Annotated in this window: 24 protein-coding genes and 1 pseudogene; 11 read left to right on the plus strand and 14 right to left on the minus strand. The window is 69.5% G+C overall.

Annotated elements, in window-relative coordinates:
- Positions 1–299 (minus strand): annotated as a pseudogene (locus AS96_RS07225) (4-hydroxy-tetrahydrodipicolinate reductase); the annotation flags it as partial.
- 44 nt (positions 300–343) lie between these two features.
- Between AS96_RS07225 and AS96_RS07230 the strand changes: the two are divergent.
- Entirely contained in the window at positions 344–814 is a 471-nt protein-coding gene (locus tag AS96_RS07230; RefSeq protein ID WP_036287629.1) for a GNAT family N-acetyltransferase, read from the plus strand.
- Positions 815–1097: 283 nt separating this feature from the next.
- Here AS96_RS07230 and AS96_RS07235 read toward each other — a convergent pair whose 3' ends face one another.
- From AS96_RS07235 to AS96_RS07245, 3 genes are all read right to left on the minus strand, one after another.
- Positions 1098–1697: a histidine phosphatase family protein gene (locus tag AS96_RS07235; protein WP_005048819.1), complete on the minus strand. Its 600-nt coding sequence runs from the start codon at positions 1695–1697 to the stop codon at positions 1098–1100.
- 95 nt (positions 1698–1792) lie between these two features.
- Complete coding sequence (locus AS96_RS07240) at positions 1793–2815, minus strand: aldo/keto reductase (RefSeq protein ID WP_036287632.1); 1023 nt, start codon at positions 2813–2815, stop codon at positions 1793–1795.
- 308 nt (positions 2816–3123) lie between these two features.
- Positions 3124–5403 carry a polyribonucleotide nucleotidyltransferase gene (locus AS96_RS07245; RefSeq protein ID WP_036287635.1) on the minus strand — a complete coding sequence of 760 codons (2280 nt, stop codon included), beginning with the start codon at positions 5401–5403 and terminating at the stop codon, positions 3124–3126.
- 286 nt (positions 5404–5689) lie between these two features.
- Here AS96_RS07245 and AS96_RS15470 point away from each other — a divergent pair, with 286 nt between their 5' ends.
- A complete protein-coding gene (locus tag AS96_RS15470) occupies positions 5690–5863 on the plus strand; it encodes a DUF5302 domain-containing protein (protein WP_100226788.1) in 174 nt (57 codons plus the stop codon).
- A 24-nt stretch (positions 5864–5887) separates the two neighbouring features.
- On the opposite strand, the gene AS96_RS07250 is transcribed toward AS96_RS15470, so the two are convergent.
- The gene (locus AS96_RS07250) at positions 5888–7846 is read right to left on the minus strand and encodes a GDSL-type esterase/lipase family protein (RefSeq protein WP_036287637.1); all 1959 of its coding nucleotides are present in this window, start codon (positions 7844–7846) and stop codon (positions 5888–5890) included.
- A 151-nt stretch (positions 7847–7997) separates the two neighbouring features.
- Here AS96_RS07250 and AS96_RS07255 point away from each other — a divergent pair, with 151 nt between their 5' ends.
- Positions 7998–8600, plus strand: coding sequence for a DedA family protein (locus AS96_RS07255; protein WP_005048809.1), 603 nt, complete (start codon positions 7998–8000; stop codon positions 8598–8600).
- A gap of 33 nt (positions 8601–8633) precedes the next feature.
- Here the strand turns inward: AS96_RS07255 and AS96_RS07260 are convergent, their stop codons facing one another.
- Positions 8634–10076, minus strand: a complete 1443-nt coding sequence (locus AS96_RS07260) for a cation:dicarboxylate symporter family transporter (RefSeq protein ID WP_036287639.1) — start codon at positions 10074–10076, stop codon at positions 8634–8636.
- A 176-nt stretch (positions 10077–10252) separates the two neighbouring features.
- On the opposite strand from AS96_RS07260, the gene AS96_RS07265 reads away from it, so the two are divergent.
- Both AS96_RS07265 and AS96_RS07270 read left to right on the plus strand, forming a co-directional pair.
- The gene (locus tag AS96_RS07265) at positions 10253–11518 is read left to right on the plus strand and encodes a sensor histidine kinase (protein ID WP_036287642.1); all 1266 of its coding nucleotides are present in this window, start codon (positions 10253–10255) and stop codon (positions 11516–11518) included.
- Complete coding sequence (locus tag AS96_RS07270) at positions 11515–12195, plus strand: response regulator (RefSeq protein WP_005048793.1); 681 nt, start codon at positions 11515–11517, stop codon at positions 12193–12195. The genes AS96_RS07265 and AS96_RS07270 overlap by 4 nt, the downstream gene beginning before the upstream one ends.
- A 1-nt stretch (position 12196) precedes the next feature.
- Here AS96_RS07270 and AS96_RS07275 read toward each other — a convergent pair whose 3' ends face one another.
- On the minus strand, positions 12197–13564 hold the full coding sequence (locus AS96_RS07275; protein WP_036287644.1) for a glucose-6-phosphate dehydrogenase: 1368 nt from the start codon (positions 13562–13564) through the stop codon (positions 12197–12199).
- A 52-nt stretch (positions 13565–13616) separates the two neighbouring features.
- On the opposite strand from AS96_RS07275, the gene AS96_RS07280 reads away from it, so the two are divergent.
- The gene (locus AS96_RS07280) at positions 13617–15446 is read left to right on the plus strand and encodes a glycoside hydrolase family 15 protein (protein ID WP_081767994.1); all 1830 of its coding nucleotides are present in this window, start codon (positions 13617–13619) and stop codon (positions 15444–15446) included.
- Between the two features lie 52 nt (positions 15447–15498).
- On the opposite strand, the gene AS96_RS07285 is transcribed toward AS96_RS07280, so the two are convergent.
- Positions 15499–16161, minus strand: a complete 663-nt coding sequence (locus AS96_RS07285) for a CE1759 family FMN reductase (protein ID WP_036287646.1) — start codon at positions 16159–16161, stop codon at positions 15499–15501.
- Positions 16158–17354: an LLM class flavin-dependent oxidoreductase gene (locus AS96_RS07290; RefSeq protein WP_197017275.1), complete on the minus strand. Its 1197-nt coding sequence runs from the start codon at positions 17352–17354 to the stop codon at positions 16158–16160. Before AS96_RS07290 ends, AS96_RS07285 begins: the two co-directional genes overlap by 4 nt.
- Positions 17355–17530: 176 nt before the next feature.
- Here AS96_RS07290 and AS96_RS07295 point away from each other — a divergent pair, with 176 nt between their 5' ends.
- Complete coding sequence (locus tag AS96_RS07295; RefSeq protein WP_036287650.1) at positions 17531–18541, plus strand: isopenicillin N synthase family dioxygenase; 1011 nt, start codon at positions 17531–17533, stop codon at positions 18539–18541.
- Between the two features lie 113 nt (positions 18542–18654).
- Here the strand turns inward: AS96_RS07295 and rpsO are convergent, their stop codons facing one another.
- Positions 18655–18924 (minus strand): 30S ribosomal protein S15, encoded by a 270-nt coding sequence (gene rpsO, locus AS96_RS07300; protein WP_005048780.1) that lies wholly within the window; start codon positions 18922–18924, stop codon positions 18655–18657.
- A 160-nt stretch (positions 18925–19084) separates the two neighbouring features.
- Here rpsO and AS96_RS07305 point away from each other — a divergent pair, with 160 nt between their 5' ends.
- From AS96_RS07305 to AS96_RS07315, 3 genes are all read left to right on the plus strand, one after another.
- On the plus strand, positions 19085–19306 hold the full coding sequence (locus tag AS96_RS07305) for a DUF167 domain-containing protein (protein ID WP_036287653.1): 222 nt from the start codon (positions 19085–19087) through the stop codon (positions 19304–19306).
- A complete protein-coding gene (locus AS96_RS07310) occupies positions 19303–20601 on the plus strand; it encodes an MFS transporter (protein ID WP_036287656.1) in 1299 nt (432 codons plus the stop codon). The genes AS96_RS07305 and AS96_RS07310 overlap by 4 nt, the downstream gene beginning before the upstream one ends.
- A 102-nt stretch (positions 20602–20703) precedes the next feature.
- On the plus strand, positions 20704–21723 hold the full coding sequence (locus tag AS96_RS07315; RefSeq protein ID WP_081767995.1) for a DMT family transporter: 1020 nt from the start codon (positions 20704–20706) through the stop codon (positions 21721–21723).
- On the opposite strand, the gene AS96_RS07320 is transcribed toward AS96_RS07315, so the two are convergent.
- Both AS96_RS07320 and AS96_RS07325 read right to left on the minus strand, forming a co-directional pair.
- A complete protein-coding gene (locus tag AS96_RS07320) occupies positions 21689–22252 on the minus strand; it encodes a YceI family protein (RefSeq protein ID WP_036287658.1) in 564 nt (187 codons plus the stop codon). The genes AS96_RS07315 and AS96_RS07320 overlap by 35 nt on opposite strands.
- 157 nt (positions 22253–22409) lie before the next feature.
- Positions 22410–22778, minus strand: coding sequence for an FKBP-type peptidyl-prolyl cis-trans isomerase (locus AS96_RS07325; protein ID WP_036287661.1), 369 nt, complete (start codon positions 22776–22778; stop codon positions 22410–22412).
- A gap of 208 nt (positions 22779–22986) precedes the next feature.
- Between AS96_RS07325 and AS96_RS07330 the strand changes: the two genes are divergently transcribed.
- Positions 22987–23853 (plus strand): fumarylacetoacetate hydrolase family protein, encoded by an 867-nt coding sequence (locus AS96_RS07330; RefSeq protein WP_036287663.1) that lies wholly within the window; start codon positions 22987–22989, stop codon positions 23851–23853.
- Positions 23854–23912: 59 nt separating this feature from the next.
- On the opposite strand, the gene AS96_RS07335 is transcribed toward AS96_RS07330, so the two are convergent.
- Positions 23913–24344 carry a DUF4190 domain-containing protein gene (locus AS96_RS07335; protein ID WP_036287666.1) on the minus strand — a complete coding sequence of 144 codons (432 nt, stop codon included), beginning with the start codon at positions 24342–24344 and terminating at the stop codon, positions 23913–23915.
- 81 nt (positions 24345–24425) lie between these two features.
- Positions 24426–25883, minus strand: coding sequence for an aspartate ammonia-lyase (locus tag AS96_RS07340; RefSeq protein WP_036287668.1), 1458 nt, complete (start codon positions 25881–25883; stop codon positions 24426–24428).
- Between the last annotated feature and the right edge of the window lie 137 nt (positions 25884–26020).

Here is a 26020-nt window from a genome sequence, read left to right on the forward strand (position 1 = left end):
AAAACCGCCCCCGTCCCCGCCGCTTCGACGAGGGGGCGCACCAGCGCGATCCGTTCGGTCGACCAGCCCGAGGTGCCGACGAGCACGTTCTTCCCGCGTTCGATCGCCGCGCGGACGACATCGATCGACACACCGGGCGTCGACGCATCGACGACGAGATCGGCCGCGTCGATCTCGGCGAGATCGCTCGCCGACCCGAGAACGGCCACCGTCTCGAAGTCGTCGAGCTCGTCGATCACGCCGGCGATGATCGCACCGAGCTTGCCGGTGCCGCCCACGAGGGCCACTCTCGTCGTCATGGTTCCAGCCTAGGCCGTGCGGCCGACACGGTTACGCTCGAGGGATGGTGCTGCTCGACCCCCTCGCCGCCGACGACCCGCGCGCACATGCCCTGCTGGAGGAGTACTTCCGGATGCGTGCCGACGCGTTCCCTCAGGGGCAGGCGTACCGTCCGGTCCTCCCCGCGGCATCCGTCTTCACGCCGCCGGCAGGCGTCTTTCTCGTGCTCGTCGACGATGACGGGGCGGATGCCGGGTGCGGCGGCATCCGCAGGGTCGAGGACGGACCGGCGGGCGTGCGGTACGAGGTCAAGCATCTGTACCTGCAGCCGCGCACCCGCGGTCGCGGCTGGGGTCGGCTTCTGCTGGACGCGCTCGAGGAGCGGGCCCGCGCGTTCGGCGCGGCAGAGCTCGTGCTCGACACCCACCACACGCTGGAGGCCGCCGGCGCGCTCTACGCGCGCTCGGGTTTCACCGCCATCGAGCCCTACAACGACAACCCGAACGCGACCCGCTGGTACGGCAAGGTGCTCTGAGCTCGGGCGTCTGCGTCGGCTGACCGGCCGAGGCGCGTGGAAGATGTCGACATGCCCGCTGCGGAACACGACGTCACGGAACTCGTGGAGGCCGTGGCCTGGTGGCGCGCACGCGGCCTGTTCACAACTCCGGAGTTTCGTCGACTCGCGCCCGGGTTTCCGTGCGGGGGCGCAGGCGTCCCGACGGCCCGGCGAGAATCTCCGGAGTTGTGAACGCGGACGACCGCTCGCGCAGCGGCGGATGCCGGGCCCCGGAAGCGGTCGCCGCTCATCCCGCGTTCGCTCAGACCGGAGGAACCTCGGGCAGGCCCGTACGCAGCTCCATCGGCAGATGGGCGAGGTCGTTGTGGGTCACAAGAGCCCACGGCCGGCCCTTGCGCTGGGCGAGCACCGTGAGACCGCAGTGCGCCTGATTGATCGTCATCCATCGCCAGTCCGGGGCGTCGAGCACCTCACGGACGAACCAGGCGATGACGGAGTTGTGGGTGATGAGCAGCTCATGGGCGGCGGGTTTGCGAACGAGGAACTCGGCGACCGCATCCCCCATCTGTGCGCGCCCGGCGTCCATCTCGGCCTCGGTGTAGGAGCCGAAGAACGGCTCGTAGATCGACGGCGTCTCGGGCAGCATCCCGGTGGGAATGCAGTCGAACAGCAGCGCCGAGGGCTTCGGAGTCACCGAGGGGAGGCGACCTGCCACCGCGCGGGCCGTCTCGGCCGCGCGCTCCAGAGGCGAGTGCCACACGGCATCCAGCGGCACGCCGGACAGCCGGTCGGCGAGAAGCTCCGCCTGGCGTCGACCCCGCGGCGACAGCGGGCCGTCTTCGAGTCCGTGCTCCGCGTCGAGATGCTCTCCGTGTCGCACGAGGTACAGGTAATGCGTCACGTCATACTCGTCTCGCCTGGGGGTGGGGCAGCTCCCAGCCTACGTCAGGCCGTCGCCGTCGCCCCGGGTCTTGACACCGGGCGACACGCCACCCTCTACTGCGTGGCGCGTGCGATCTCGCCCAGGTGAGAGCGGCTGAGCCGCGCCCCCACGCCCTGCACCAGCTCGTCGACGTGGCTCACCGCGAAGACGTTCACGATCGGGGCGACGACGGCGCGCTGCGCCAGCAGCCAGGCGATGGCGACGGCCGACGGCGGCACCGCGAGTTCGTCACCGATGCGGTCCAGCGCACGGAGCGTTCGCGATCCGCGCCGGTTCATGGCCGCCGCCAGTTGGATGCCGCGAACCGAATACGCCACCTGAGCACGGTCGCGATGTACGCCGGCGAGGTAACCGTGCTCGAGCGCCTGCGACGGCGTCACGGCGATGCCCTGGGCGCTGGCCACGAGACGCAGGTCTCCCTCGAACTCCGACTGCCGCAAGATGTTGTACGGGACATCGAGCACCGTGAAGCGGGGGTAGCCCGCCGAGGCGAGAATCCGGGCTTCGACCAGCTGGGCGGCCGTATGACCGTAGGCGCCGACGGCGCGCACCTTTCCCGACTCGATCAGCCATTCCACCGTGGCCAGAGTGTCCTCGAGAGTGGTCGCGTCATCGGACAGTGCGTCGAGGTACAGCAGATCGATCCGGTCCGTGTGCAACCGCGTGAGCGACGCTTCGACAGCCCGGATGAGGTTCACCGGACCGAGCCCGGGGTGGTCGGGGTTGGCGCCGACGCGAACGGCGACGACGATGTCGTCGCGGATGCCGCGACGCTGCATCCATTGCCCGACGATGTGCTCGCTGCGCCCCGCCGCGTAACCGTCGGACGTGTGCACGGCATTGCCGCCCCGGGCACGGTACGCGTCGAGGATGCCGTGCGCGGCGGTGAGATCGACGTGCCAGCCGAACTCGGCGGCACCGAGGAGGAACGGAAAGACCTCAAGCCCGGACTCGCCGAGCGGAACGCGGATGCCGGCTCCCACGGGTGCCCCCTGAACGGGAATGGGAGCGGAGGGGTGCGCGGGCGGCGCTGTTCTGACGGCCGTCGGTGTCGCGCCGATACCGAAGTAACCCATCCGTTCACCCCCTTCACGAACCGCGGATGCGGTGTCGCTCTTCTTGTCTACCCACCCCCCGATGCGTAGTTCCGAGGGTAGGGCAGACGCGGGTACGGTCCGCGCATTGAGCCCAACGAACGGTAAACATTCCATAACGCTTGCGTCACGGCGTCGCTGTGCGCGGGGGCGGTGTCCCCCATCCGGTGGACACCGGATGAACGAACGGATGCCCGCCCCTCCGAGACGGGAGGAAGCGGGCATCCGTGTCCGGGTCGCCGCCGCGGCACGCTCAAGGGTGCACCCCTCAGCGCCGGGCGACGAAGCACTCAGCCTTCGGCGGGGGCCTCCGGGCCTTCGCTGGCCGCCGCACGGCCTTCCTGGTCGGCGGCCTCTTCGAGCACCGGCTCGAGGGACAGCTTGCCGCGGTCGTCGATCTTGGTGATCTTGACGAGCAGCTTCTGGCCGACGCCGAGCACGTCTTCGACGTTCTCGACGCGCTTGCCACCGGCGAGCTTGCGCACCTCACTGATGTGCAGCAGGCCGTCCTTGCCGGGCAGCAGCGAGATGAAGGCACCGAACGCCGCGAGCTTGACGACGGTTCCGAGGAACTGCTCGCCCACCTCCGGGTTGGTGGGGTTGGCGATCGCGTTGACCTGAGCGCGCGCGGCCTCCGCCGACGGGCCATCGGTCGCGCCGATGTAGACGGTGCCGTCCTCCTCGATGGAGATCTGCGCGCCGGTCTCGTCCTGGATCGCGTTGATCGTCTTGCCCTTCGGGCCGATCAGCTCACCGATCTTGTCGACGGGGATCTGCACGCTGATGACGCGCGGCGCGGTCGGCGCCATCTCGTCCGGTCCGTCGATGGCGGCGTTGAGGACGTTCAGGATCGTCATGCGCGCGTCCTTGGCCTGCGTCAGCGCGGCCGTGAGCACCGACGACGGGATGCCGTCGAGCTTCGTGTCGAGCTGGATCGCCGTGACGAACTCGCTCGTGCCCGCGACCTTGAAGTCCATGTCGCCGAGGGCATCCTCGGCGCCGAGGATGTCGGTCAGCGCCGCATAGCGGGTCTGGCCGTCGACCTGGTCGGAGACCAGGCCCATCGCGATGCCGGCCACGGGGGCGCGCAGCGGCACACCCGCGTTGAGCAGCGACAGCGTCGAGGCGCAGACCGAGCCCATCGACGTCGAGCCGTTGGAGCCGAGAGCCTCGGAGACCTGACGGATCGCGTAGGGGAACTCCTCGCGGCTGGGCAGCACCGGCACGAGGGCGCGCTCGGCGAGGAAGCCGTGCCCGATCTCGCGACGCTTCGGCGAGCCGACGCGACCGGTCTCACCGGTCGAGTACGGCGGGAAGTTGTAGTGGTGCATGTAGCGCTTGCTCGTCGTGGGCGACAGCGAGTCGATCTGCTGCTCCATCTTCAGCATGTTCAGCGTCGTGACACCCAGGATCTGGGTCTCGCCGCGCTGGAAGATCGCGGAGCCGTGCACGCGCGGGATGACCTGCACCTCGGCATCCAGCGGACGGATGTCCGCCAGACCGCGGCCGTCGATGCGCACGCCCTCCGTGAGGATGCGGCTGCGGACGATGAGCTTGGTGACCGACTTGTACGCGGCACCGAACTCGGCCAGGGCGCTCTCGGGCAGCTCGCCCGCCTCGACGGCGGCCACGAGCTGCGCCTTGACGTCGTCCTTGACGGCGTCGTCGGCGTTCTGGCGCTCGATCTTGTCGGCGATCTGGTAGACCGGCACGAGGCGGTCGTAGGCGCGTCCGGCGACGAAGTCGTAGGTCTCCTTCGCGTACGCCGGGAAGACCGGGTAGGGCTGGATCTCCTTGGCCGCGGTGTTCGCGATGACGTTCTGCGCGGCGACGAGCTCCTTGATGAAGGGCTTGGAGGCCTCCAGACCCTGCGCGACGATCTCCTCGCTGGGCTTGGTCGCGCCGGCCTTGATGAGGTTCCAGCTGTTCTCGGTCGCCTCGGCCTCGACCATCATGATCGCGACGTCGCCGTCCTCGAGGACGCGACCGGCGACCATCAGGTCGAACACGGCCTCCTCGACCTGAGCGGCCGTCGGGAACGCGACCCACTGGTCGGCGTGCTCGCCGTGGCCCGGGATGAGCGCGAGGCGGACACCGGCGATGGGGCCGGAGAAGGGCAGACCGGAGATCTGCGTCGACAGGGATGCCGCGTTGATCGCCAGCGCGTCGTAGAACTCGCCCGGGGCGATGCTCAGGACGGTCACGACGATCTGGACCTCGTTGCGCAGGCCGTCGACGAACGACGGACGCAGCGGGCGGTCGATGAGGCGGCACACGAGGATCGCCTCGGTGGAGGGCCGACCCTCGCGACGGAAGAACGAACCGGGGATCTTGCCGGCGGCGTACGAACGCTCTTCGACGTCGACGGTCAGCGGGAAGAAGTCGAAGCCCTCACGCGGGTGCTTGCCCGCACTGGTGGCCGACAGCAGCATGGTCTCTTCGTCGAGGTAGGCGGCAACGGCACCCTGTGCCTGCTGCGCCAGTCGTCCGGTCTCGAACCGGATCGTGCGGGTGCCGAATCGGCCGTTGTCGAGAACGGCTTCGGCGGCGGTGATTTCTGGACCTTCCAAGAGGTCTCTCCTTCTTTGTTTAGACTCGCGCGCGCGTCTCGCGCACGAGATCGTGCGAAGGAGCAGGAACAGGCAGATCCAGACGCGCGGCGGCTCCGCGTGCGGCGCCGCCGGGACGATCAGCGCTGGCCACCAGTAGAAAGCCACCGTTCGCATCGGATCTCATCGAACGGGAACCCACCACAGGGGACCAGCTTCCTGCCGGCCTGCTCCGGATGCCGCGGAAGATCCACGGCAACCTGCTCAACCCTATCAGTCGCACCTCGGCGTGCGTATGGTTGACGGTATGAGCACCCACGACACCTCGGCATCCGATGAGATGAAGCGCAAGTTCAAGGAGGCGCTCGACAAGAAGAACGCGCAGCACCGCTCGGGTGAGGCGCACCTCGACGGAGACTCGTCGGTGCACGCCAGCCACGGCGCAGTCGCCAAGCGGGAGTTCCGCCGCAAGAGCGGCTGACTCCGCCGCAGCCGCTCGCTCGCCTCAGGACTGTGGCGCGGGGGTCCGCGCGCTCGATCCTCCGGCCGGAAGCTCGATGTAATCGGTGTGCTTCGCGGTGATCTGGTCACCTGCCGTGCGGCCGCGCAGGCGCCGCCACACCCAGGGCAAGGCGTCGCGCGTGAGCCAGGTCCCCGAGACCGGACGATCCTCTTCCGCGTGCAGAGCGGCATCGAGCGCCCCGAGCGCTTCGACATCCGGCACCCCGAGCACCTCCGCGGCGCGGTAGGAGACGAAGCGGTGGCCTCGTGAGCTCAGGTGCACCTTGTCGTGCGACCACTTCTCGAGTTCCCCGACGTCCGGGTCGATGTCGAGGTCGAGGAGGAATGCCCCGTGTACCGTCGCCGTCTCGCGCAGGCGCTCGGCGAACCGGGCGAAGCGCCGCGCGAACAGCCCCGACGCACGACGAGCGGGAAGAAACGGCGTCACCAGCAGCACATCGCTGCCGGCGGCCCGCAACACACCGACGGCGTAGTCCAGCCGATCGGCGAGCACGTCCGGATCGGCGCGATGCGACACGAGGTCGTTCGCGCCGATCAGCACGGTGGTCAGATCCGGAGCGAGCTCGAGCGCCCGCGGCAGCTGCTCGTCGAGCAGATCGCGCACCCGGCGACTGCGGACGGCGAGGTTCGCGTAGCGCACCGTCGACGACGAGCGCTGCGCGAGGAGCGTCGCCAGACGGTCGGCCCATCCCCGGTACTGACCCTCGGGCATGCGGGACGTGTCGCACAAACCTTCGGTGAGCGAATCGCCGAGTGCCACGACGCGGCTCCACGACCGCGGCGGGCGGGCAGGAGCGATGGATGCCGGGCGCACCCGCGCTGCGCGCGCCGTCGAAAGACCGGCCCCGTGCAGCTGCTGCGCCTCGAGGTAGTAGGTGTGAAGAGTGTCGACGAGCGCGGGCCAGGTGCGCTCTTCGACGCCCGCGCGTGCCGCCGTCCCGAACGCCTGCCGCTTGGTCGCGTCGCCGACGAGATCGCGCACACGGTCGTGCAGATCGTCGAGGTCGCCGGGGCGATAGAGCCAGCCGTCCACGCTGGAGCGGACCAGGTCGACGGGGCCGCCGCGTCCCGTGGCCACCACGGGAACCCCACTGGCGTGTGCTTCCTGGATCGTCTGACCGAACGTCTCGCTCTCCCCCGGGTGCACGAAGACGTCGAAGCCGGCCACCGCCTGGGCGAGCTCGATCCCGGAGAGGTGTCCGAGGAACACCGCGCCCGGCAGCGCACGCTCCAGCCGGGCACGCGCGGGACCGTCGCCGACGATGACCAGCCGCACACCCGGCATCCCGGCGATCACGGCCAGATCCTCCACCTGCTTCTCGGGAGCGAGTCGCCCCACGTAGCCGACGATGACCTCGCCCGGAGCGATCCACTGGCGCCACGCGTCACTGCGACGGCCGGGGTGGAAGCGTTCGGTGTCGACACCGCGGCCCCAGAGGCGGGTGCGATCGACGCCGAGCTCATCGAGTTGCGAGAGCGCCGCCGAGGACGGGGCGAGGGTGAGCGTCGCGCGGGCGTGCAGGCGGGCGACGTGCGCCGCGGTGAGGGCCGTCGCCCGCGGCAGACCGTACTTTCTGGCATAGGCGATGACATCGGTCTGGTAGACGGCCACGGTCGGCAGCTCCAGGCTCGCCGCCGCCGCGACGGCGCGCCAGCCCAACACGAACGGCGAGGCGAGGTGGACGACGTCGGGGTGGTAGTCCCGCAGGATGCCGGCCAGGGTACCGGTGCGCCCGAACGCCACACGCACCTGGGGGTAGCCCGGCAGTGGCATCGAGGGCAGCAGGCGCGTCTGCGCGTCGGAGCGTGCCCCCGGTGCGCCGGGGGCGACGACGAGAGCCTCGTGTCCGCTCGCGGTGAGGTGGCGGACGGACTGCAGCACCGAACCGGTGACCCCGTTCATGTGAGGCAGGAACGACTCGGCGACGAACGCGACTCTCATGGGTCCAGCGTCGCGGCTGCGGGGCCGGTGACGGGGCCGAATCGGGCGCCGGAACGCAGTGTTCGCCGAACGGTCCCGTGGCGGCCACCCCGACGTCACCGCCGCACACGCCGTTCCCCGCGCGTTCATGACGGCGTGATACTCCGAGGGAGTGAGCGACGCGTGGTTGCAGGCCCTCGCCCAGAGCCCGTGGGCCCTCCCCGCGATGGCGCTCCTCGTCGTCGGTGACGCCTTCCTCGTCGTCATCCCGGGCGAGGCTGCCGTCACGACGCTCGGCGCCCTCGCCGTCGCGGAAGGCTCTCCCCCGCTCACCGCCGTCATCGTCGTCGCGGCGGCGGCCGCGCTGACCGGAGACCTCGGCTGCTATCTCGTCGGCCGCACGGCGGGGCTCGAGCGGTGGCGCTGGATGCGCGGGCCCAGAGTGGCGGCGGCCTTCGGTACGGCGCGAACCGCGCTGGACCGCCGCGGTGCCACGATGATGTTCACGGCCCGCTTCATCCCGTTCGCCCGCCTCGCCGTGAACCTCGTCGCGGGTGCCTCACGGATGCCGCTGCGGCGCTACCTGCTGCTGGCAGCGCCTGCGGCGAGCGCGTGGGCGCTCTACCAGGCGTTGCTCGGCGCGGCCGTCGCGGCCATCATCCCGGGCGGCACCGTCGCCGCCGTGATCGCCTCGATCGTGGTGGCGATCGCGCTCGGCGCGGCGACGGACGCCATCGTCACCCGCGCACAACGGCGCCGCGCCCCCGACACATGATCGGGAGCGCGGCACCGGTGCGTGCAGATCGGGTCAGCGCACCCCGGCGCGCTGACGTGCGCGCTCCTGCTTCGCCTCGGCCTCGGCGATCGCAGCCTCCTCCAGGCCCTGCGTGCCGACGGCCGCGGTGTCGGTGGACATGCCATCGTGCCCGTCGCCGGTGAGGGTGGCCTCGTCGAACGGGATGCGTCCGGAGAGCACATCGCGCACGCGGTCGCGGTCGATCTGCTTCGTCCAGGTGCCGATGAGGAGGGTGGCCACGGCGTTGCCGGTGAAGTTGGTGACGGCGCGACCCTCGGACATGAAGCGGTCGATGCCGACGATGACGCCGACGCCGTTGACCAGATCGGGACGGAACGCCTGCAGACCGCCGGCGAGAGTCGCCAGGCCCGCACCGGTCACGCCCGCAGCGCCCTTGGAGGCGATGATCATGAACACCAGTAGGCCGATCTGCTCGGGGATCGACATCGGCATCCCCATCCCGGTGGCGATGAACAGCGACGCCATCGTCAGATAGATCGCGGTGCCGTCCAGGTTGAACGAGTACCCGGTGGGCACCGTGATGCCGACGACCGGCTTGGATACGCCGATGTGCTCCATCTTGCCGATCAGACGCGGCAGCGCCGACTCGGAGGAGCTCGTGCCGATGATGAGGAGGTACTCGCGAGCCAGGTATTTGATCAGGCTGAAGATGTTGACGCGGGTGACGACGTACAGCAGCGACCCGAGCACTCCGATGATGAAGACCGCACACGTGATGTAGAAGGCGATCATCAGGATGCCGAGGCTCACGATGGCCGAGACGCCGGTCTTGCCGACGACCGCCGCGATCGCGCCGAACGCCCCGATCGGGGCGAGCCACAGGATCATGCCGAGGATGCGGAAAACGAGCACCTGCAGCTGCTTGACGGCGAACATGATCGGCTCACCCTTCTTCCCGAGCTGCTGCAGCGCGAAGCCCACCAGCAGCGCGATGAACAGCACCTGCAGGACACTCGGGCCGGTGAAGGCGCTGAAGAACGTCGTGGGAATGATCCCGAGGAGGAAGCTCACGGTGTCTGTGGCCTCGGTGGACTTGCCGGCGTCGTAGGTGGCGCCGGCCATGTTCAGGCCTTCGCCCGGATGGATGATGTTGCCGACGACGAGGCCGATCGCCAGCGCGAACGTCGACATCACGAGGAAGTAGAGCAGGGCGAGTCCGCCGATCTTTCCGACCGTGGCGGCCTTCGCGATCGATCCGACGCCGACCACGATGGTGCAGAAGATGATCGGCGCGATCATCATCTTGATGAGGTTGACGAAGGCCTTGCCGACCGGCTCGAGCCCCTTCGCGAAGTCCGGCCAGGCGAGACCGACGACGGCTCCCAGGACCACCGCGATGATCACCGCCACATAGAGCCAGGTGTGCTTGTCCCACGAGCTCTTGCCGCGGCGCCAGTTGTAGCCGGGGAGCTTGAAAGATGATGTGAGGGCCATGTCCGCCTCCAGGTGTGAACGGGTCGTTGTTCGGGGGCTGCCGACGCTGGCGGCCACACGCACAGAGTGCAGTGCGGGCCCCCTCGTGGTTCACTTGTGGTCGTATTGGTCCCGGCGGCCGCTCCGATACGCGGCTGGGACGACCCGACGACCCGCCATCGACTGCCGAGGACGCCATGACCCGAAGGATCGGACGCAGCGCCGCGTCCCGGATCTTCCTGTGGCTGGCCGGCGCCGCTCTCGTGCTGGCTCTGGCAACTGCCGGGCTGCTGGTGCTGGAGGCGCAGCGCACCGCGCGGGCCGAGGCAGAGCGTGTCACGCAGGCGGTGGCGGCGACCCTCGCCGACCTGCGAGAGGTCTCTACGGCCCTCGCGCAGAGCGACGACGCCGCCGCCAGCCGCACGCTGCAGCCGGTGGCGACGGCGGTCATGTCGGGCGCTGGCGTCGACTTCGTCACGATCATGGATGCCGACGGCATCCGCGTGACGCATCGTGACCCGGCACAGATCGGAAAGCACTACATCGGCACCATCCCGGCCTCGCCGGCGCCTCTCACCGAGGAGTTCAGCGGAACGCTCGGGCCGTCGCTGCGCACGATCGTGCCCGTCGAGGTCGACGGGCGCCTCGTCGGCTGGGTCTCGGTCGGCGTGACGATCCGGACGGTGACCGCGCAAGTGGTGCCACGCCTGCTCGTCGTCGCGGCCGTCGGCCTCGTGCTCGTCGGCGCCGGGCTTGCCGGTGCGGTGCTCGCCCGCCGTGCGACCCGTCTGGTCGCCGGCGACCTTCCCGCCGGTGCCATCCGCGACACCCTGGCCTCCGCCGAGTCGATGCGCACACTCGGCGAGGCCCTGCGCGCGCAGACCCACGAGCATGGCAATCGCATGCACGCCGCCGTCGCGCTGATCGAACTGGGGCGCACGGACGACGCGATCGGCATCCTGACGGATTCGGCGCGGCAGAGCCAGGCACTCGTCGACCAGGTCGCTGCCCGCACAGACGGCGATCCCACGGTGGGGGCGCTGCTGCTGGGCAAGGCCTCGCAGGCGATGGAACGCGGCATCGAATGGTCGACCGACATCGCCGCGGATGCCCCCCGTTCGCTTCTCAGCCCGATCGACGCCGTCGCGCTCGTCGGCAATCTCATCGACAACGCCCTGGATGCCGCGGCCGCCGGGCCGACGCCGAGGTGGGTGCGCGTGCACATGTCGCGCACGGTGGAGGACGAACTGCTGCTCACCGTCTCCGACTCCGGCGACGGTCCCGACGAGGAGGTGCGTGCACGGATGTTCGAGCGAGGGTTCTCGACGAAGCCGACCGGCAGCGACGGCCGCGGCATCGGGCTGGCGCTGGTGCGCGCCGTCATCGACGAGATCGGCGGGACGATCGCCGTCGATCTCTCCCCGACGACGTTCCGCGTCGTCCTGCCGACGGTGCAGTCATGATCGGCGTGCTGCTCGTCGATGACGAGGCACTGACGCTCGAACTGCACCGCTCGTACATCGACCGGGTCGACGGTTTCGAGGTGGTCGCCGAGTGCGCGGGCGCACGGGCCGCGGTCACGGCGATTCTGGACGCATCCGATCGCGACCGCATCGATCTCGTGCTGCTGGACATGACCATGCCCGACGGCTCCGGCCTCGACGTCCTGCGGCACGTCCGCGCACGTGCCGCCGACGTCGACGTCATCGCCATCACCTCGGTGCGCGACGCCGACGTCGTCCGCCAGGTGGTCGCCCTCGGCGCGGCGCAGTACCTCGTCAAGCCGTTCACCTTCGCGACCTTCCACGACCGGCTGGAGCAGTACCGCGCATACCGCGAGCGCGCACGCGCGGCATCCGGAGCGGCGACCCAATCCGAAATCGATGCGATGCTGGGGGCGCTGCGCCCGACGGGGACGATCGCGTTGCCGAAGGGGCTGTCCCCCGCGTCGCTGGAACGCGTATCGCGGGCCGTCCGCGACGGAGGAGGACTGTCGGCGACCGAAGCAGCCGATGCGCTGGGCATGTCGCGTGTCGCGGCCCGGCGCTACCTCGAGCACCTCGCGGATGCCGGTCGCGTGGATCGCGCCCCCCGCTACGGCACGCGCGGACGGCCGGAGACCGAGTACCGCTGGAGATGAGTCAGGAAGCGGCCCACCCGTCGGGACCATCCGATCCGGCCGGGTAGTCCTCCATGGGCACATCGCCGCGTCGCCACGCATCACGGACGGGTTGGATGATGCGCCAGCACTCCTCGGCGGCGTCTCCGCGGACGGCCAGCATGGCGTCGCCGTCGAGGATCGCGGCGAGCACCTCCGTGTAGGCGGCATGCGTGCCCAGACCGAGGGCGGCCTCGAGAGTGGCGCGGTGCAGGGCGAACGGCTCCGCGCCGCCGTTGACCGAGATCTGCATCGTGAGCTTGTCGGGCCCGAGGCCGAAGCGGATGACGGCTCCGCTCGCATCGCCGGTGAAACCGACGGGCAGGTGGCGCACGGGTCGCAGGACCACGTCGACTTCCGCACGCTTGGCTGCCAGCGCCTTACCGGATCGCAGGGTGAACGGCACGCCGGCCCACCGGGCGTTTCGCACCTCGACGCGCACCTGCGCGAGCGTCTCGGTCTCCCGTGCGGGATCGACGCCCGGCTCGTCGACGTACGACGGCATCCGTTCCTCGCCCGCCGTGCCGGCCGTGTAGCGCGCGCGGTGCGAGGAGCGCACGGCGTTGTCGTCCCAGACGTGCGTCGCCCGCAGCACCGCCGCGGTGGCGTCACGCACGTCCGTCGCGGTGAGGGCCGCGGGGGGCTCCATCGCGACGACGGCCATCACCTGCAGCAGATGGCTTTGGATCATGTCGACGAGTGCCCCGGCGTGATCGTAGAAGCCCGCACGCCCCTCCAACCCGAGGGTCTCGTCGAAGCGGATCTCGACCCGCTCGATGTGCTCCGCTGACCAGATGGGCTCCAGAAGCCGGTTCGCGAACCGGGCGCCGAGCACGTCGAGAACGGTGGAGCGGCCGAGGAAGTGATCGACGCGGAAGACCTGCTCCTCGGGCAGCAGCTTCAGCAGTACCGCATTGAGTTCACGCGCGCTGGCTTCGTCCTCACCGAACGGCTTCTCCAACGCGAGGATCGTCCCCTCGGGCAGATCGGCCGGAGACAGCGCCGCGCAGGCGGCCGCCGCCGCAGCGGGCGGCACGGCGAAGTAGAGCACGAGCCGCCCCTCCGGGACGGCGCCGATCACCGCGCGCAGGCCCGCGGCGGTCGTCGCGTCGGCCGTGATGAACGGCGTCGACGCGACAGCGGAGAAGGCATCGTCCGCTCCGGCTTCCCGGAACGCGGTCCGCACACGTCGCCGCCACTGCGCGTCGCTGATCTCGGTGCGACCGACACCGACCAGATGCAGCTGCCGTTGCGGTTGTCCTCGCAGCAGATCGGCGAGCGCCGGCAGCAGCAGTCGCTGCGTCAGATCGCCGCTTGCCCCGATGATCACCAGTGTCGACACGTCAGCCATGTGCACACCCTATGTCGCCCGGTGCGGGGCGGCGAGGGGGCAGAATCATTCCGTGGCAGATGCATACGCGGGCCGGATCCCCTCCCCCACGCCCATCGAGGATTACGCGCTCCTGAGCAGCTGCCGCACGGCGGCGCTGGTCTCGCGCGACGGATCGATCGACTGGCTGTGCCTGCCGCGGTTCGATTCGGCATCCGTGTTCGCCGCCCTCCTCGGCGACGACCATCAGGGACGATGGGCGCTGCGGCCCGCCGATCCCGACGCGCAGGCGACACGGCACTACGACGGCGACACCTTCACCCTTATCACGCGCTGGGAGAGCGCGGACGGCGTGGCCGAGGTGCACGATTGTCTGCCCGTCGATCCCCGGCATCTCGACGTCGTACACCGCGTCGACCTGGTGCGCCGCGTCGTCGGCATCAGCGGCCGCGTCGCGTTCGAGCAGCAGGTGCGACTGCGCTTCGACTACGCCCGCGCGCTGCCGTGGGTGCGCCAGACCGGGACGGCCGACGCCCCCGAGGTGACGGCGATCGCCGGACCGGATGCTGTGGCCCTGCGCGGTGCACCGTTGACGGCCACCGACCACGTGCACCGCGGCACGCTGAGCGTCGCCGCCGGCGAGCACCGCGACCTCACGCTCACCTGGCATGCCTCGCACCGCCCTGTCCCCGCCCCGCTGGACGTCGAGGATGCCCTGCAGTGCACGCGCGAATGGTGGAGCGCGTGGGCCGAACGCATCGACGTGCACGGGCCGCACCGCGACGTCGTCGTGCGTTCGCTGTTGACCTTGCGCGCGCTCACGCACCGCGACACGGGCGGCATCATCGCCGCACCCACCACGTCGCTGCCCGAACAGTTCGGCGGCGAGCGCAACTGGGACTACCGCTTCGTCTGGTTGCGAGACGCTTCGCTGACGATCGAGGTGCTGCTCGGCCAGGGCTTCGCGCACGTCGTGGCGCACTGGCAGCGCTGGCTGCTGCGGGCGATCGCGGGCGACCCGGCCGACCTGCAGATCGTCTACGGCATCGCCGGCGAGCGCGACCTCATGGAACGGGAGCTCGGCGACCTGCCCGGTTACGGGGGTGCCGCGCCCGTGCGGATCGGCAACGGTGCGGCGCAGCAGTACCAGGCCGACGTGACCGGTGAGGTCATGACGTGCCTGTTCGCCGCGCGTGCGGCCGGCATCGAGCAGTCGGCGATCTCGTGGCCGCTGGAGCGCGCGCTGCTGCGCCGTGCCGAGGAGCGCATCGACGAACCCGATCAGGGCATCTGGGAGATCCGCGGTGCGCCGCAGGTTTTCGTGCACTCCCGGGCCATGGTGTGGGCGGCATTCGATCGCGGCGTGCGCTCGGTGCGCGAACACGGTCTGCACGGCCCCGACGCGCACTGGGAGCAGCTGCGCGACCGGGTGCGCGCCGACATCGACGCTCACGGAGTCTCCCCACGAGGCCATTTCGTGCAGCACACCGCGACGGACGCGGTCGATGCCTCGCTGCTGTTGCTTCCGACGGTCGGATTCTGCGCCGCGGACGACCCGCGCATGCTGGCCACCGTGGCCGAGATCGAGCGCACCCTCGTGGTCGACGGCCTCGTGCTGCGCTATCGCACCGAGTCGGGGGTGGACGGGCTGGAAGGCACGGAGAACCCGTTCCTGGCGTGTTCGTTCTGGCTCGTCGAGCAGTACGCGGCGAGCGGCCGTCTCGCCGATGCGCGGGCGCTCATGGACCGCGCCTGTGCCCGCGCGAACGATGTCGGCCTGCTGTCCGAGGAGTACGACGTGGCCGAGAAGCGGCAGGCCGGCAACACCCCGCAGGCGCTCTCGCACCTGGCTCTCGTGCGCGCGGCATCCGCCCTCGCCCGCGCCGAGGCCGCAGCCGGCTGAGACGGCGATGCCCCCGATCGCGCCGGAGCGTGATCGGGGGCGTCGTCAGGAGTCACTCCCCGGCGAGACCGCCGAGCAGGTGACCGAAGGAACGTCCCTCTCCGAGGTAGTTCGCGGGGTCGAACGGGTCGTCGCTGCCGGCGGGCTGACGGCGCGCGACGGCCTCGGCCAGTTCGCGGGCACCGCGCTCGACGCGCGAGCTCAGCGGCGCGACCTGATCGGCTGCGGCGCCCCAGTCGCTGGATGCCGCGAACACACCCGTCGAGACGGCTTCGGCGTGCAGGTAGGCGAACAGCGGGCGGATGGCGTAGTCGATCGCGAGCGAATGCCGCGCCGTGCCGGCATTGGCGCCGATCAGCACGGGCTTGCCCGTGAGCGCGTCGGGGTCGAGCACGTCGATGAACGACTTGAACAGCCCCGAGTAGCTCGTGGAGAAGATCGGGGTGACCACGATGAGGGCGTCAGCCGACACGACCGTGTTGATGGCCGACTCCAGCGCGGGTGGAGCGAAGCCGGTCAGGAGGTTGTTCGTGATGTCGTGTGCGAGATCGCGCAGTTCGATCGTGTCGACGGTGGCCTGGATGGGCGCGCCGTCAGGACCCGTCAGCTCAGCCAGCGCCGCGACCGTCGCCGCCGCCAGGCGGTCGGCGAGCATGCGCGTGGACGAGGGATTCGACAGGCCGGCCGAGACCACGGCGATGCGACGCGCGCTCATCGGGTCGCCCCCACTCCGAACGCGGCACCGGCGGGGGCGGGGGCGTCCTGGTAGGGCGACGGCCCGCTCAGGTTGTCACCGCGGTTGGCGCGCGGCGTCGCCTGGCGTGAGGGTCCGTCGCCGTAGGCGGCGCGGACCAGAGAGGCGTGCGTCGGGGCGTCCGCCACGTTCTCGGGACGGTCCTTCGCGAACTCCTTGCGCAGCACCGGCACGACCTCGCCGCCGAGGAAGTCGAGCTGCTCCAGCACCGTCTTCAGCGGCAGGCCGGCGTGATCCATGAGGAACAGCTGGCGCTGGTAGTCGCCGAAGATGTCGCGCATCCCCGCGTAGCGGTCGATGACCTGCTGCGGCGAGCCGACGGTCAGCGGCGTCATCTCGGTGAAGTCCTCCATCGACGGGCCGTGGCCGTACACCGGGGCGTTGTCGAAGTACGGACGGAACTGGTTCACGGCATCCTGCGAGTTCTTCGCCATGAACGCCTGGCCGCCCAGGCCCACGATCGCCGTCTCCGGTGCGCCGTGGCCGTAGTGCTCCCAGCGCTGGCGGTAGAGACCGATGAGGCGCTGGTAGTGCTCGGCCGGCCAGAAGATGTTGTTCGCGAAGAAGCCGTCGCCGTAATACGCGGCCTGCTCCGCGATCTCGGGCGTGCGGATCGAGCCGTGCCAGACGAAGGGCGCGACGCCGTCGAGGGGCCGCGGGGTCGCGGTGAAGCCCTGCAGCGAGGTGCGGAACTTGCCCTCCCAGTCCACGACGTCCTCACGCCACAGCTTGTGCAGCAGCGCGTAGTTCTCGATCGACAGCGGAAGGCCCTGACGGATGTCCTTGCCGAACCAGGGGTAGACAGGCCCCGTGTTGCCGCGGCCGAGCATGAGGTCCATGCGGCCACCGGAGAGGTGCTGCAGCATCGCGTAGTCCTCGGCGATCTTCACGGGGTCATTCGTGGTGATCAGCGTCGTCGAGGTCGAGACGATGAGCCGCTCGGTCTGGGCGGCGATGTACGCCAGCGTCGTCGTGGGCGACGACGACCAGAACGGCGGGTTGTGGTGCTCGCCGAGCGCGAAGACGTCCAGGCCCACCTCTTCGGCGTGCTTCGCGATCTCCACGGTGGCGCGGATGCGCTCGGCCTCGCTCGGCGTGTGGCCCGTGGTGGGGTCCTGCGTGATGTCGCTGACGGTGAAGATGCCGAACTGCATCTGCGGGCTCTTCTCGTTCACGGTGTCCTTCGCCTTCCGGATGCCTCGGCATCCATTCCATGCAAGTGAATGTATCTCGTACAACACCGCAGTGTCCAGGTTATTCCCGACCCGCACACCGGTAACCGGACGCAACATGCCGCCGGCGCCGGCACCAGGACGCCTACCCTCGCCTCATGAGCGATCCCACTCTCCCCGTGCTCGACCTCTCGCTGCTGGACGCGGGGCCGGCGGCGGCAGCGCGCTTCCGCGACGAGCTGCGATCGGCGACGCACGACGTCGGGTTCTTCTATCTCACCGGCACCGGCGTCACCCCCGAGCTGGAACAGCGCCTGCATCGCGCAGCGCGGGACTTCTTCGCCTTGCCGGAGGCCGACAAGCTCGCGATCGAGAACGTGACGAGCCCGCACTTCCGCGGGTACACGCGGGTGGGCGGGGAACGCACCCAGGGAAAGGTCGACTGGCGCGAGCAGATCGACATCGGGCCGGAACGGGAGGCGGTCACGGACCCCGCCGCTCCCGACTTCGCGCGACTGATCGGCCCGAACCTCTGGCCGGCGGCTCAGCCAGAACTGCGCGAGGTCGCCGCGCTGTGGCAGGAGCACCTCACCGGCGTCGCGCGAAAGCTGCTGCGCGCGTGGGCGCTCGCCCTCGGCGCCTCCGAAGGATACTTCGACGACCACTTCGGAGAACCCTCGACGCTGCTGAAGATCGTGCGCTACCCCGGCTCGGCCTCCCCCGAGCCCGCGCAGGGCGTGGGTGCGCACAAAGACTCAGGCGTCGTCACACTGCTGTGGGTCGAGCCCGGCAAGGGTGGGCTCCAGGTCGAGCGTGACGGCGAATGGGTCGACGCGCCGCCCGTGCCGGGAGCCTTCGTCGTGAACATCGGCGAGATGCTCGAGTACGCGACCGGCGGCTATCTCATCGCCACCAATCACCGAGTCGTCTCGCCGCGGCATCCGGACGACCGCATCTCGGTGCCCTTCTTCTTCAACCCCGCCCTCGATGCGCGGCTGCCGCTCATCGAACTGCCGCTGGAGATGGCCGCGCAGGCGCGCGGGGTGACGCAGGACCCGACGAACCCGATTCACGGCCTCTACGGCGAGAACGCCCTCAAGTCGCGCCTGCGCGCGCATCCCGACGTCGCCGAGCGCTGGCACGCCGACCTGCTCGCCGCCCGCGCCTGACGCCGGCGCCGGGCGTCAGCGCCTCACGATGCCGTGGAATGACGAGAGCCTCCCCACACCGTGGGGAGGCTCTCCAAGAATGTTTTGCGCGATTGAACGCTGGGCGCGAAGCCTTAGCGGCGCAGACCGAGACGCTCGATGAGCGAGCGGTAACGGTTGATGTCGATGTCCTGCAGGTAACCCAGCAGGCGACGACGCTGACCGACGAGCAGGAACAGGCCACGACGCGAGTGGTGGTCGTGCTTGTGCTCCTTGAGGTGCTCGGTGAGGTCCTTGATGCGCTGCGTCAGCATCGCGACCTGCACCTCGGGGGATCCGGTGTCACCGGGGTGCGTCGCGTACTCTTCGATGATCGCCTTCTTGACGTCTGCTTCCAGTGCCATAGGTGATCCCCTTCCTCTTCGTTGCGCGGCGCCCGACGCCTGATGCGTGGGCTCTCTTTATCCGCGGCCGATCGAACGGCAACCTCAGGAGTCTACCAGCGCCGAGCCCGTCGCGGAAACTCGGCGCCGCGGCCCGGGCGAATCCTCTTAGGCTTCAGGCGTGCAGTTCTCCGTCCACGTCAAACCCGGCAGCCGCAAGGGCCCCCTCGTCGAGCAGGATGCCGAGGGCCTCACGGTCTTCGTGCGCGAGCGCGCCGTCGACGGCGCAGCCAACGACGCGGTGACGCGCGTACTCGCCGATCACTTCGGCGTGGCGCCGCGCGACGTCACGATCCTCCGCGGACACGCCTCGCGTCACAAGCGCGTCGAGGTGGACGCATGAGCGGCAGCCACCTGATCGATCTGACGCCGTTCCGGCACAGCCCTGCGTTCGCGCGGCTGTGGATCGGCTCGACGCTGTCGGGGCTCGGCGGCCAGCTCACGATCATGGCCGTCATGCTGCACATGTACGCACTGACATCGTCGACGTTCGCCGTCTCGATGATCGCCGTGGCGGGTTTGGTGCCGATGGTGCTCGCGGGCATCTACGGCGGCATGCTCGCCGACGCCTTCGACCGACGCACGGTGGCTCTGACGGCCGCGACCGTCACCTTCGCCTCCACGCTGCTGCTGGCCGTTCTGGCCTGGACGCAGCAGGAGGCGGTCTGGTCGCTCTATGTCCTCAGCGTCGTCAACGCGGCCGCCAACTCCATCGTGATGGCGTGCCGCTCCTCGATCATCCCACGCCTTCTCCCCCGCGAGCTGCTGCCCTCCGCAGCGGCCCTGCAGGGCGTCACTGTGGGCATCATGGTGATGGCCGGCCCCGCACTGGCGGGGATCCTGGTGGCGACCACCGGATACGCCTGGACCTACTCCATCGACGTCATCCTCATGCTCAGCTTGTTCCTCGGGCTCTGGACACTGCCCGCCATGCGCCCCGAGGGCGAGACGGTGCGCCCGGGACTGGAGTCGCTCAAGGACGGGATCGCGTTCCTGAAACGCGCGCCGAACATCCGCCTGCAGTTCGTGATGGACATCGTCGCGATGACCTTCGGCCAGCCGCTCGCCCTCTTCCCGGCACTCGGTATGGTGCTGCTCGGGGGCGGGCCGGTCACGGCCGGCATCCTCACCGCCGCGATCGCGGCCGGCGCCTTCCTCTCGAGCCTGTTCTCCGGGCGCGTCGGCGGATATCGCTGGCATGGACGAGGCATCGCGCGCGCGGTCGAGGTGTACGGCGCGGCCATCGGCGCCTTCGCTCTCGCGTTGGTGCTCGCCGCGGTCGGCGTCGGCGCCCCGAATGGAGTGGATGCCGACCACGCGAACATCGCGATGATCGTCGCCGCCTGCGTGGCGCTGGCCGTCGGCGTCGCCGCCGACAACGTGAGCGCGATCTACCGCTCCACCATGCTGCAGGCTGCGGTGCCGGATGCCATGCGGGGACGGCTGCAGGGAATCTTCATCGTCGTCGTGGCCGGCGGCCCCCGCATCGGAGCCCTCTACGCGGGGACGCTCGCCACGATCACCACGCTCTGGTTCCCACCGTTGATGGGCGGCATCCTGATCATCGCGATCGTCGCGACCCTCGCGCGCCTGTACCCGGGGTTCCGCAGCTACGACGCCGAGAACCCCGTCCCCTGACGCTCGATCCCTGACGCTCGATGCCTGCCAGGCTTCGGCGGGTTTCGGACGTGGCATACCACGGGCGCCGACGGCGTCCGTGGCCGCCGCTAGAGTCGGCGCGTGACCCGCTCGCCCGCTCCCACCCCGGTTCGCCCGGGGCCGTCCTCGGCGGCGATCGCCGTCCAGTTCGTCCTGATGGGGATCATCTGGGGATCGAGCTTCCTGTTCATGAAGGTCGCCCTCGGCGGCATCTCTCCCGCGCAGGTCGCGTGGGGGCGTCTCGTGCTGGGCGCGGCCACGCTCGGGGTCTTCGTCCTCATCCGTCGCGACCGACTGCCCGGTCTGGGCCGCGAGGACGCGCGGGTGTGGGGCCATATGACGGTGCTCGCGGTGAGCTTCTGCGTCGTGCCGTTCCTGCTGTTCTCGTGGGCCGAGCAGCACGTGTCGTCGGGCCTCGGAAGCATCTACAACGCGACGACCCCGATCATGACCGCGATCATGGCGGCGCTCGTGTTCCGCGTGGAGCGTCTGAAGCCGGTGCAGATCGCGGGCATCGCCCTCGGCATCGGCGGGGTGGTGGTGATCATCGCACCGTGGACCGGCCTCGACCTCACGCAGAGCCTGCTCGCTCAGCTCGCCCTTCTCGGCGCGACCGCGTGCTACGGCTTCAGCCTCGCGTACATGCGCCGCTTCCTCGCGAACTCGGGCATGAGCCCTCTCGCCTTCTCATTCGTGAACATCGGGATCGCCGCGGTGATCATGACGGTCGTGGCGCCGGCAGTGGCCCTCACGCCCGTACGGCTGGACCCGTGGATCGTGGTGAGCATGGTGCTGCTGGGCTGCCTCGGCACGGGCGTGGCCTACATCTGGAACCAGAACACGCTGCGGGCCTGGGGGCCCACGGCCGCGTCGACCGTGACGTACATCACGCCGGTCGTGGGCGTGGCGCTGGGCGTTCTCGTCCTCGGTGAACGCATCGGCTGGCACGAGCCGGTCGGCGCCGGGGTCGTCTTCCTCGGCATCCTCCTCGCGCAGAACCGACTCCGAATGCCGCAACGGCGGCCGTCCCGCTGGAACGGGAACGACCGCCGTCGGGCGAAGGGGGTCAGGCCTGGAGCGAACCCTGCAGGTCGAGCGTGATCGTGACGTCCTTGCCGACGAGCACGCCGCCGGTCTCGAGCGCGGCGTTCCACGTCAGACCGAAGTCCTCGCGGTTGATGACGCCCGTCGCAGTGGCACCGGCCTTGTAGTTGCCGTAGGGGTCGGTGCCGAAGCCGCCGAACTCGAGCTCGAAGGTCACCGGCTTGGTGACACCGTGCATCGTGAGGTCGCCGTCGACGAGGAAGTCGCCGTCCTGGTAACGGACACCGGTGGAGACGAACTCAATGGTCGGGAACTGCGCCACATCGAAGAAGTCGGCGCTGCGCAGGTGGTTGTCGCGGTTCTCGTCGTTCGTGTTGATGGAGGCGACGTCGACGGTCGCGCTGACCTTCGCCTCGAGCGGGTTCTCCGGAGCCTCGATGGTGGCGCGCTTGATACCGAAGACGCCGCGCACCTTCGAGATCATCATGTGGCGGATGCTGAAGCTGACCTCGCTGTGCGCGGGGTCGAGCACCCAGGTGCCGGCCTTGTAGCCAGGGATTTCGGGAACGGTGGTGGTTTCGGTCATGTCTGCCATCCTTCGTCGGGGAAACGGTCTGCGGCTAGTCAACACGCGGAATCCGTATGTATTCCCACACATGGAAAAACTCTCGAGGAACAATCCGGGAGAGACGAGGAGGGGGTGGATGCCGCGGCATCCACCCCCTCCCCACGAAAGTGTCCGATCAGCCGACCTTGAGCAGGTCGATGATGAAGATCAGCGTCTTGCCGCCGAGGAAATGGCCGCCGGCGGGGCCGTAGGCCAGGTGCGGCGGGATGATCAGCTCGCGACGTCCGCCGACCTTCATGCCGGGGATGCCGTCCTGCCATCCCTGGATGAGTCCGCGCAGCGGGAACTGGATCGACTCGCCGCGGCCCCACGAGGAGTCGAACTCCTCGCCGGACTCGTACTCGACGCCGGCGTAGTGCACGGTGACGTTGTCGCCGGGCTTCGCCTCATCGCCGTCGCCGACGATGATGTCGCGGATGACGAGGTCGGCGGGAGCAGGTCCCACGGGGGCATCGAACTCGGGCTTGGTGCGCTCTTCGGTCATGCGTCCATCCAAGCATGTGCGGATGAGTCGGGCACCCTCTTGACACCCTCCGCGCACCCGGAACACAATGAACACAGGCCAACTCAGCGCCCGGGAGACACGCAGGCATCGCCGCGGCACCGGGCGCTGAGTCTGTGTCGGGGCGGGTGCCCAGCGACCGAAATCACCAAAACCTGCGGAGTTCACCGCCCCGCACTACCCTGGAGGGATGCGTTTCGCCCACGTCCTCCTGCCCGAAACGGACGATCCGCAGCTGGTCGTCGTCGTCGCGCCCGGACGGATCGCCCCCGTGGCGGACCTGTTCGACGCGGCGCCGCGAACGCTGCAGGCCCTGATCGAGGGGGGCGACGAACTCCTCGACCGCGTGCGCGAGGCTGCCCGTCAGGTCGACGGCATCCCCCTGGACGGCGCGACGTTCGGCCCTGCGGTCGACGAGCCGCCCGTGGTCCTTGCCGTCGGCCTGAACTACGCGGCGCACTCCAGCGAGCTGGGCCTGAAGGCCGACACCGCTCCGACCGTGTTCGTGCTGTGGCCGAACTCGCTGTCCGGACACGATGCCACCACCTCGTGGCCGCGATCGCTCAGCGAGTCTGTGGACTACGAATCGGAACTCGGGGTCGTGATCGGCACGCCCGCCAAGGACGTCGCCGCGGAGGACGCACTGGCCCATGTCTGGGGGTACACGGTCGTCAACGACATCACCGCGCGCGACATCCAGTTCTCGGAAGCGCAGTGGTCGCGTTGCAAGTCGTTCGACGGCTTCACCCCCAACGGTCCCTTCGTCGTCACCGCCGACGAGATCGCCGATCCGCAGAACCTGCACATCTGGGCGATCGTCGACGGCCAGACCGTTCAGGATGCCTCCACCGGGCAGATGATCCGCTCGGTGGCGACGCTGATCGCGCATCTGTCGCAGTCGGCGACGCTGCTGCCCGGTACCCTGATCTCGACGGGCAGTCCGGGAGGAGCGGGGTACTCTCGCGATCCGCAGATCTTCCTCCGCGACCGCTCGATCGTGACGGTGGGTATCGACGGCATCGGTGAGCTCACCACCCATTGCCGCATTCTGGACTGAAATGTACGACGCCCCGGCCGTCCGCGTGCGCGGACGCCGGGGCGTCGTCTGCGGTGGGCTCAGCCGCCGTTGCAGGTGATGGTCTCTCCGTTGAGCTCGTAGATGCCGCTCGGGTTGTTGGCACAGAACTGGATGAGGTCCCCGGCCGTGTTGGCGAACACGACCGCGATGATGATGCCGACGATGATCCCGACGACGATCAGCACGGAGCTGACGATGATCGCCGCGACCGCCATGCCGTTCTTGACACCGGCCTTCTTGGACTGGACGAGGGCGACGATGCCGAGGATGAGGCCGATCAGCTGCAGCCCGACCGGAACGATGGCCAGGACGAGGGCGACGATGCCGAGCGTGCGTCCGGGAGCGGCCGTGGATGCCGCGGGTCCGCCGTTGTACGCGGGAGCGGCCGCGTAGCCGCTCTGCTGGTACGGCGGCGGCGCGGCGGGCGGCGGAGTCTGCGGATTCACAGGGGGCTGGGTGGGGTCGGTCATGCGTCTCTCCTCGGTCGGCCGGTGCGGCGCGTTGCTGACAGCGACGTTATCGGCCCGCGCGCGTCTCGCGCAAAGGATTCGTCAGCTCTCGACGAGGTTCTCGGCGGGCTGTACGACGGGAATGGCCTGCGTGATCGCCTCCAGGCCCGACAGCCGCGCCGGAGAGAGCTGCTTGTCGACCTCGTCGCGAGTCATGAGCCCGGCTTCGACGACGAGGTCACCGACGTTGCGGTGGGTCAGCAGCGCGGTCTTGGCGAGAGCCGCCGACGCCGCGTAGCCGATGAACGGGGTGAGGGCCGTGACGACACCGACCGAGGAGCCGACCATGGCGCCGAGACGCTCGCGGTTCGCGGTGATGCCGTCGACGCAGTTGATGCGGAAGGTGCGCATGGCGCGTCGCATCCACGTGATCGACTGGAAGATCGAGTGGGCGATGATCGGCTCGAACGCGTTCAGCTGGAGCTGACCGCCTTCGACGGCCATCGTGACGGTGAGGTCGGCACCGGCGACGGAGAACGCGACCTGATTGACGACCTCGGGGATGACCGGATTCACCTTGCCGGGCATGATGCTGGATCCGGCTTGACGGGCCGGAAGGTTGATCTCGCCGAGGCCCGCCTGCGGTCCGCTCGAGAGGAGCCGCAGGTCGTTGGCGATCTTCGAGAGCTTGATCGCGTTGCGCTTGAGGGTCGAGGAGAACGACATGAACGACCCCGTGTCGCTCGTGGCTTCGACCAGATCGTCGGCGGTCGCCAGGTCGAGGCCCGTGATCTCCCGCAGGTGGCGTAGGACGGCGGGCGCATAACCGGGGTGGGTCGTGATGCCGGTGCCGATCGCCGTGGCGCCCATGTTGATCTCGAACAGCAGGTACGCGTTCTCGGTGAGGCGCTGGTGGTCGTAGCCGAGGGTCGTCGCGAAACCGTGGAACTCCTGGCCGAGGGTCATCGGCACGGCATCCTGCAGCTGGGTGCGACCGATCTTGAGGATGTCGTGGAACTCGACCGCCTTCGAAAGGAACGATTGGCGCAGGAGGTCCAGCTCCTCCAGAAGGGTCTTCAGATCGAGACTGAGCCCCACCTTCACCGCGGTCGGGTAGACATCGTTGGTCGACTGCGAGCGGTTGGTGTGATCGATCGGCGAGAGGTACGCGTAGTCACCCTTGGGACGACCCGCGAGCTCGAGCGCGATGTTGGTGATCACCTCGTTCGCGTTCATGTTGGTGGAGGTGCCGGCGCCGCCCTGCACGACGCCGACGACGAACTGGTCGTGGAAATCCCCGTCGATGACGCGCTGGGCAGCGCGGTCGATGAGGTCGGCGCGTTCGGCGTCGAGCACCCCGATCTCGAGGTTCGCGCGGGCGGATGCCTGCTTGACCATCGCGAGCGCGGTCACGAGGTCCTTGTAGACGGAGATGGGCCGCATGGAGATCGGGAAGTTCTCCAGGGCCCGGGCGGTGTGGATGCCCCAGTATGCATCGGCGGGGATCTCCATCGATCCCAGGGAGTCGGTCTCGGTGCGCGTCGTTGCGGCAGGTGCCATGAGTGCAGTCCTTTTGGGTCGTCGCCTCGGGTGGTCGGGGTCGAGCCTACCCGCGGCGTCGATACGTTCCGGGTGTACACGGCGTACACCCGGACAGACGGGTGCCCTCCGCCGCGGCCGAGGCCGCGACGAAGGGC

Source organism: Microbacterium sp. MRS-1, assembly GCF_000585455.1.
Taxonomy (GTDB): Bacteria; Actinomycetota; Actinomycetes; order Actinomycetales; family Microbacteriaceae; genus Microbacterium; species Microbacterium laevaniformans.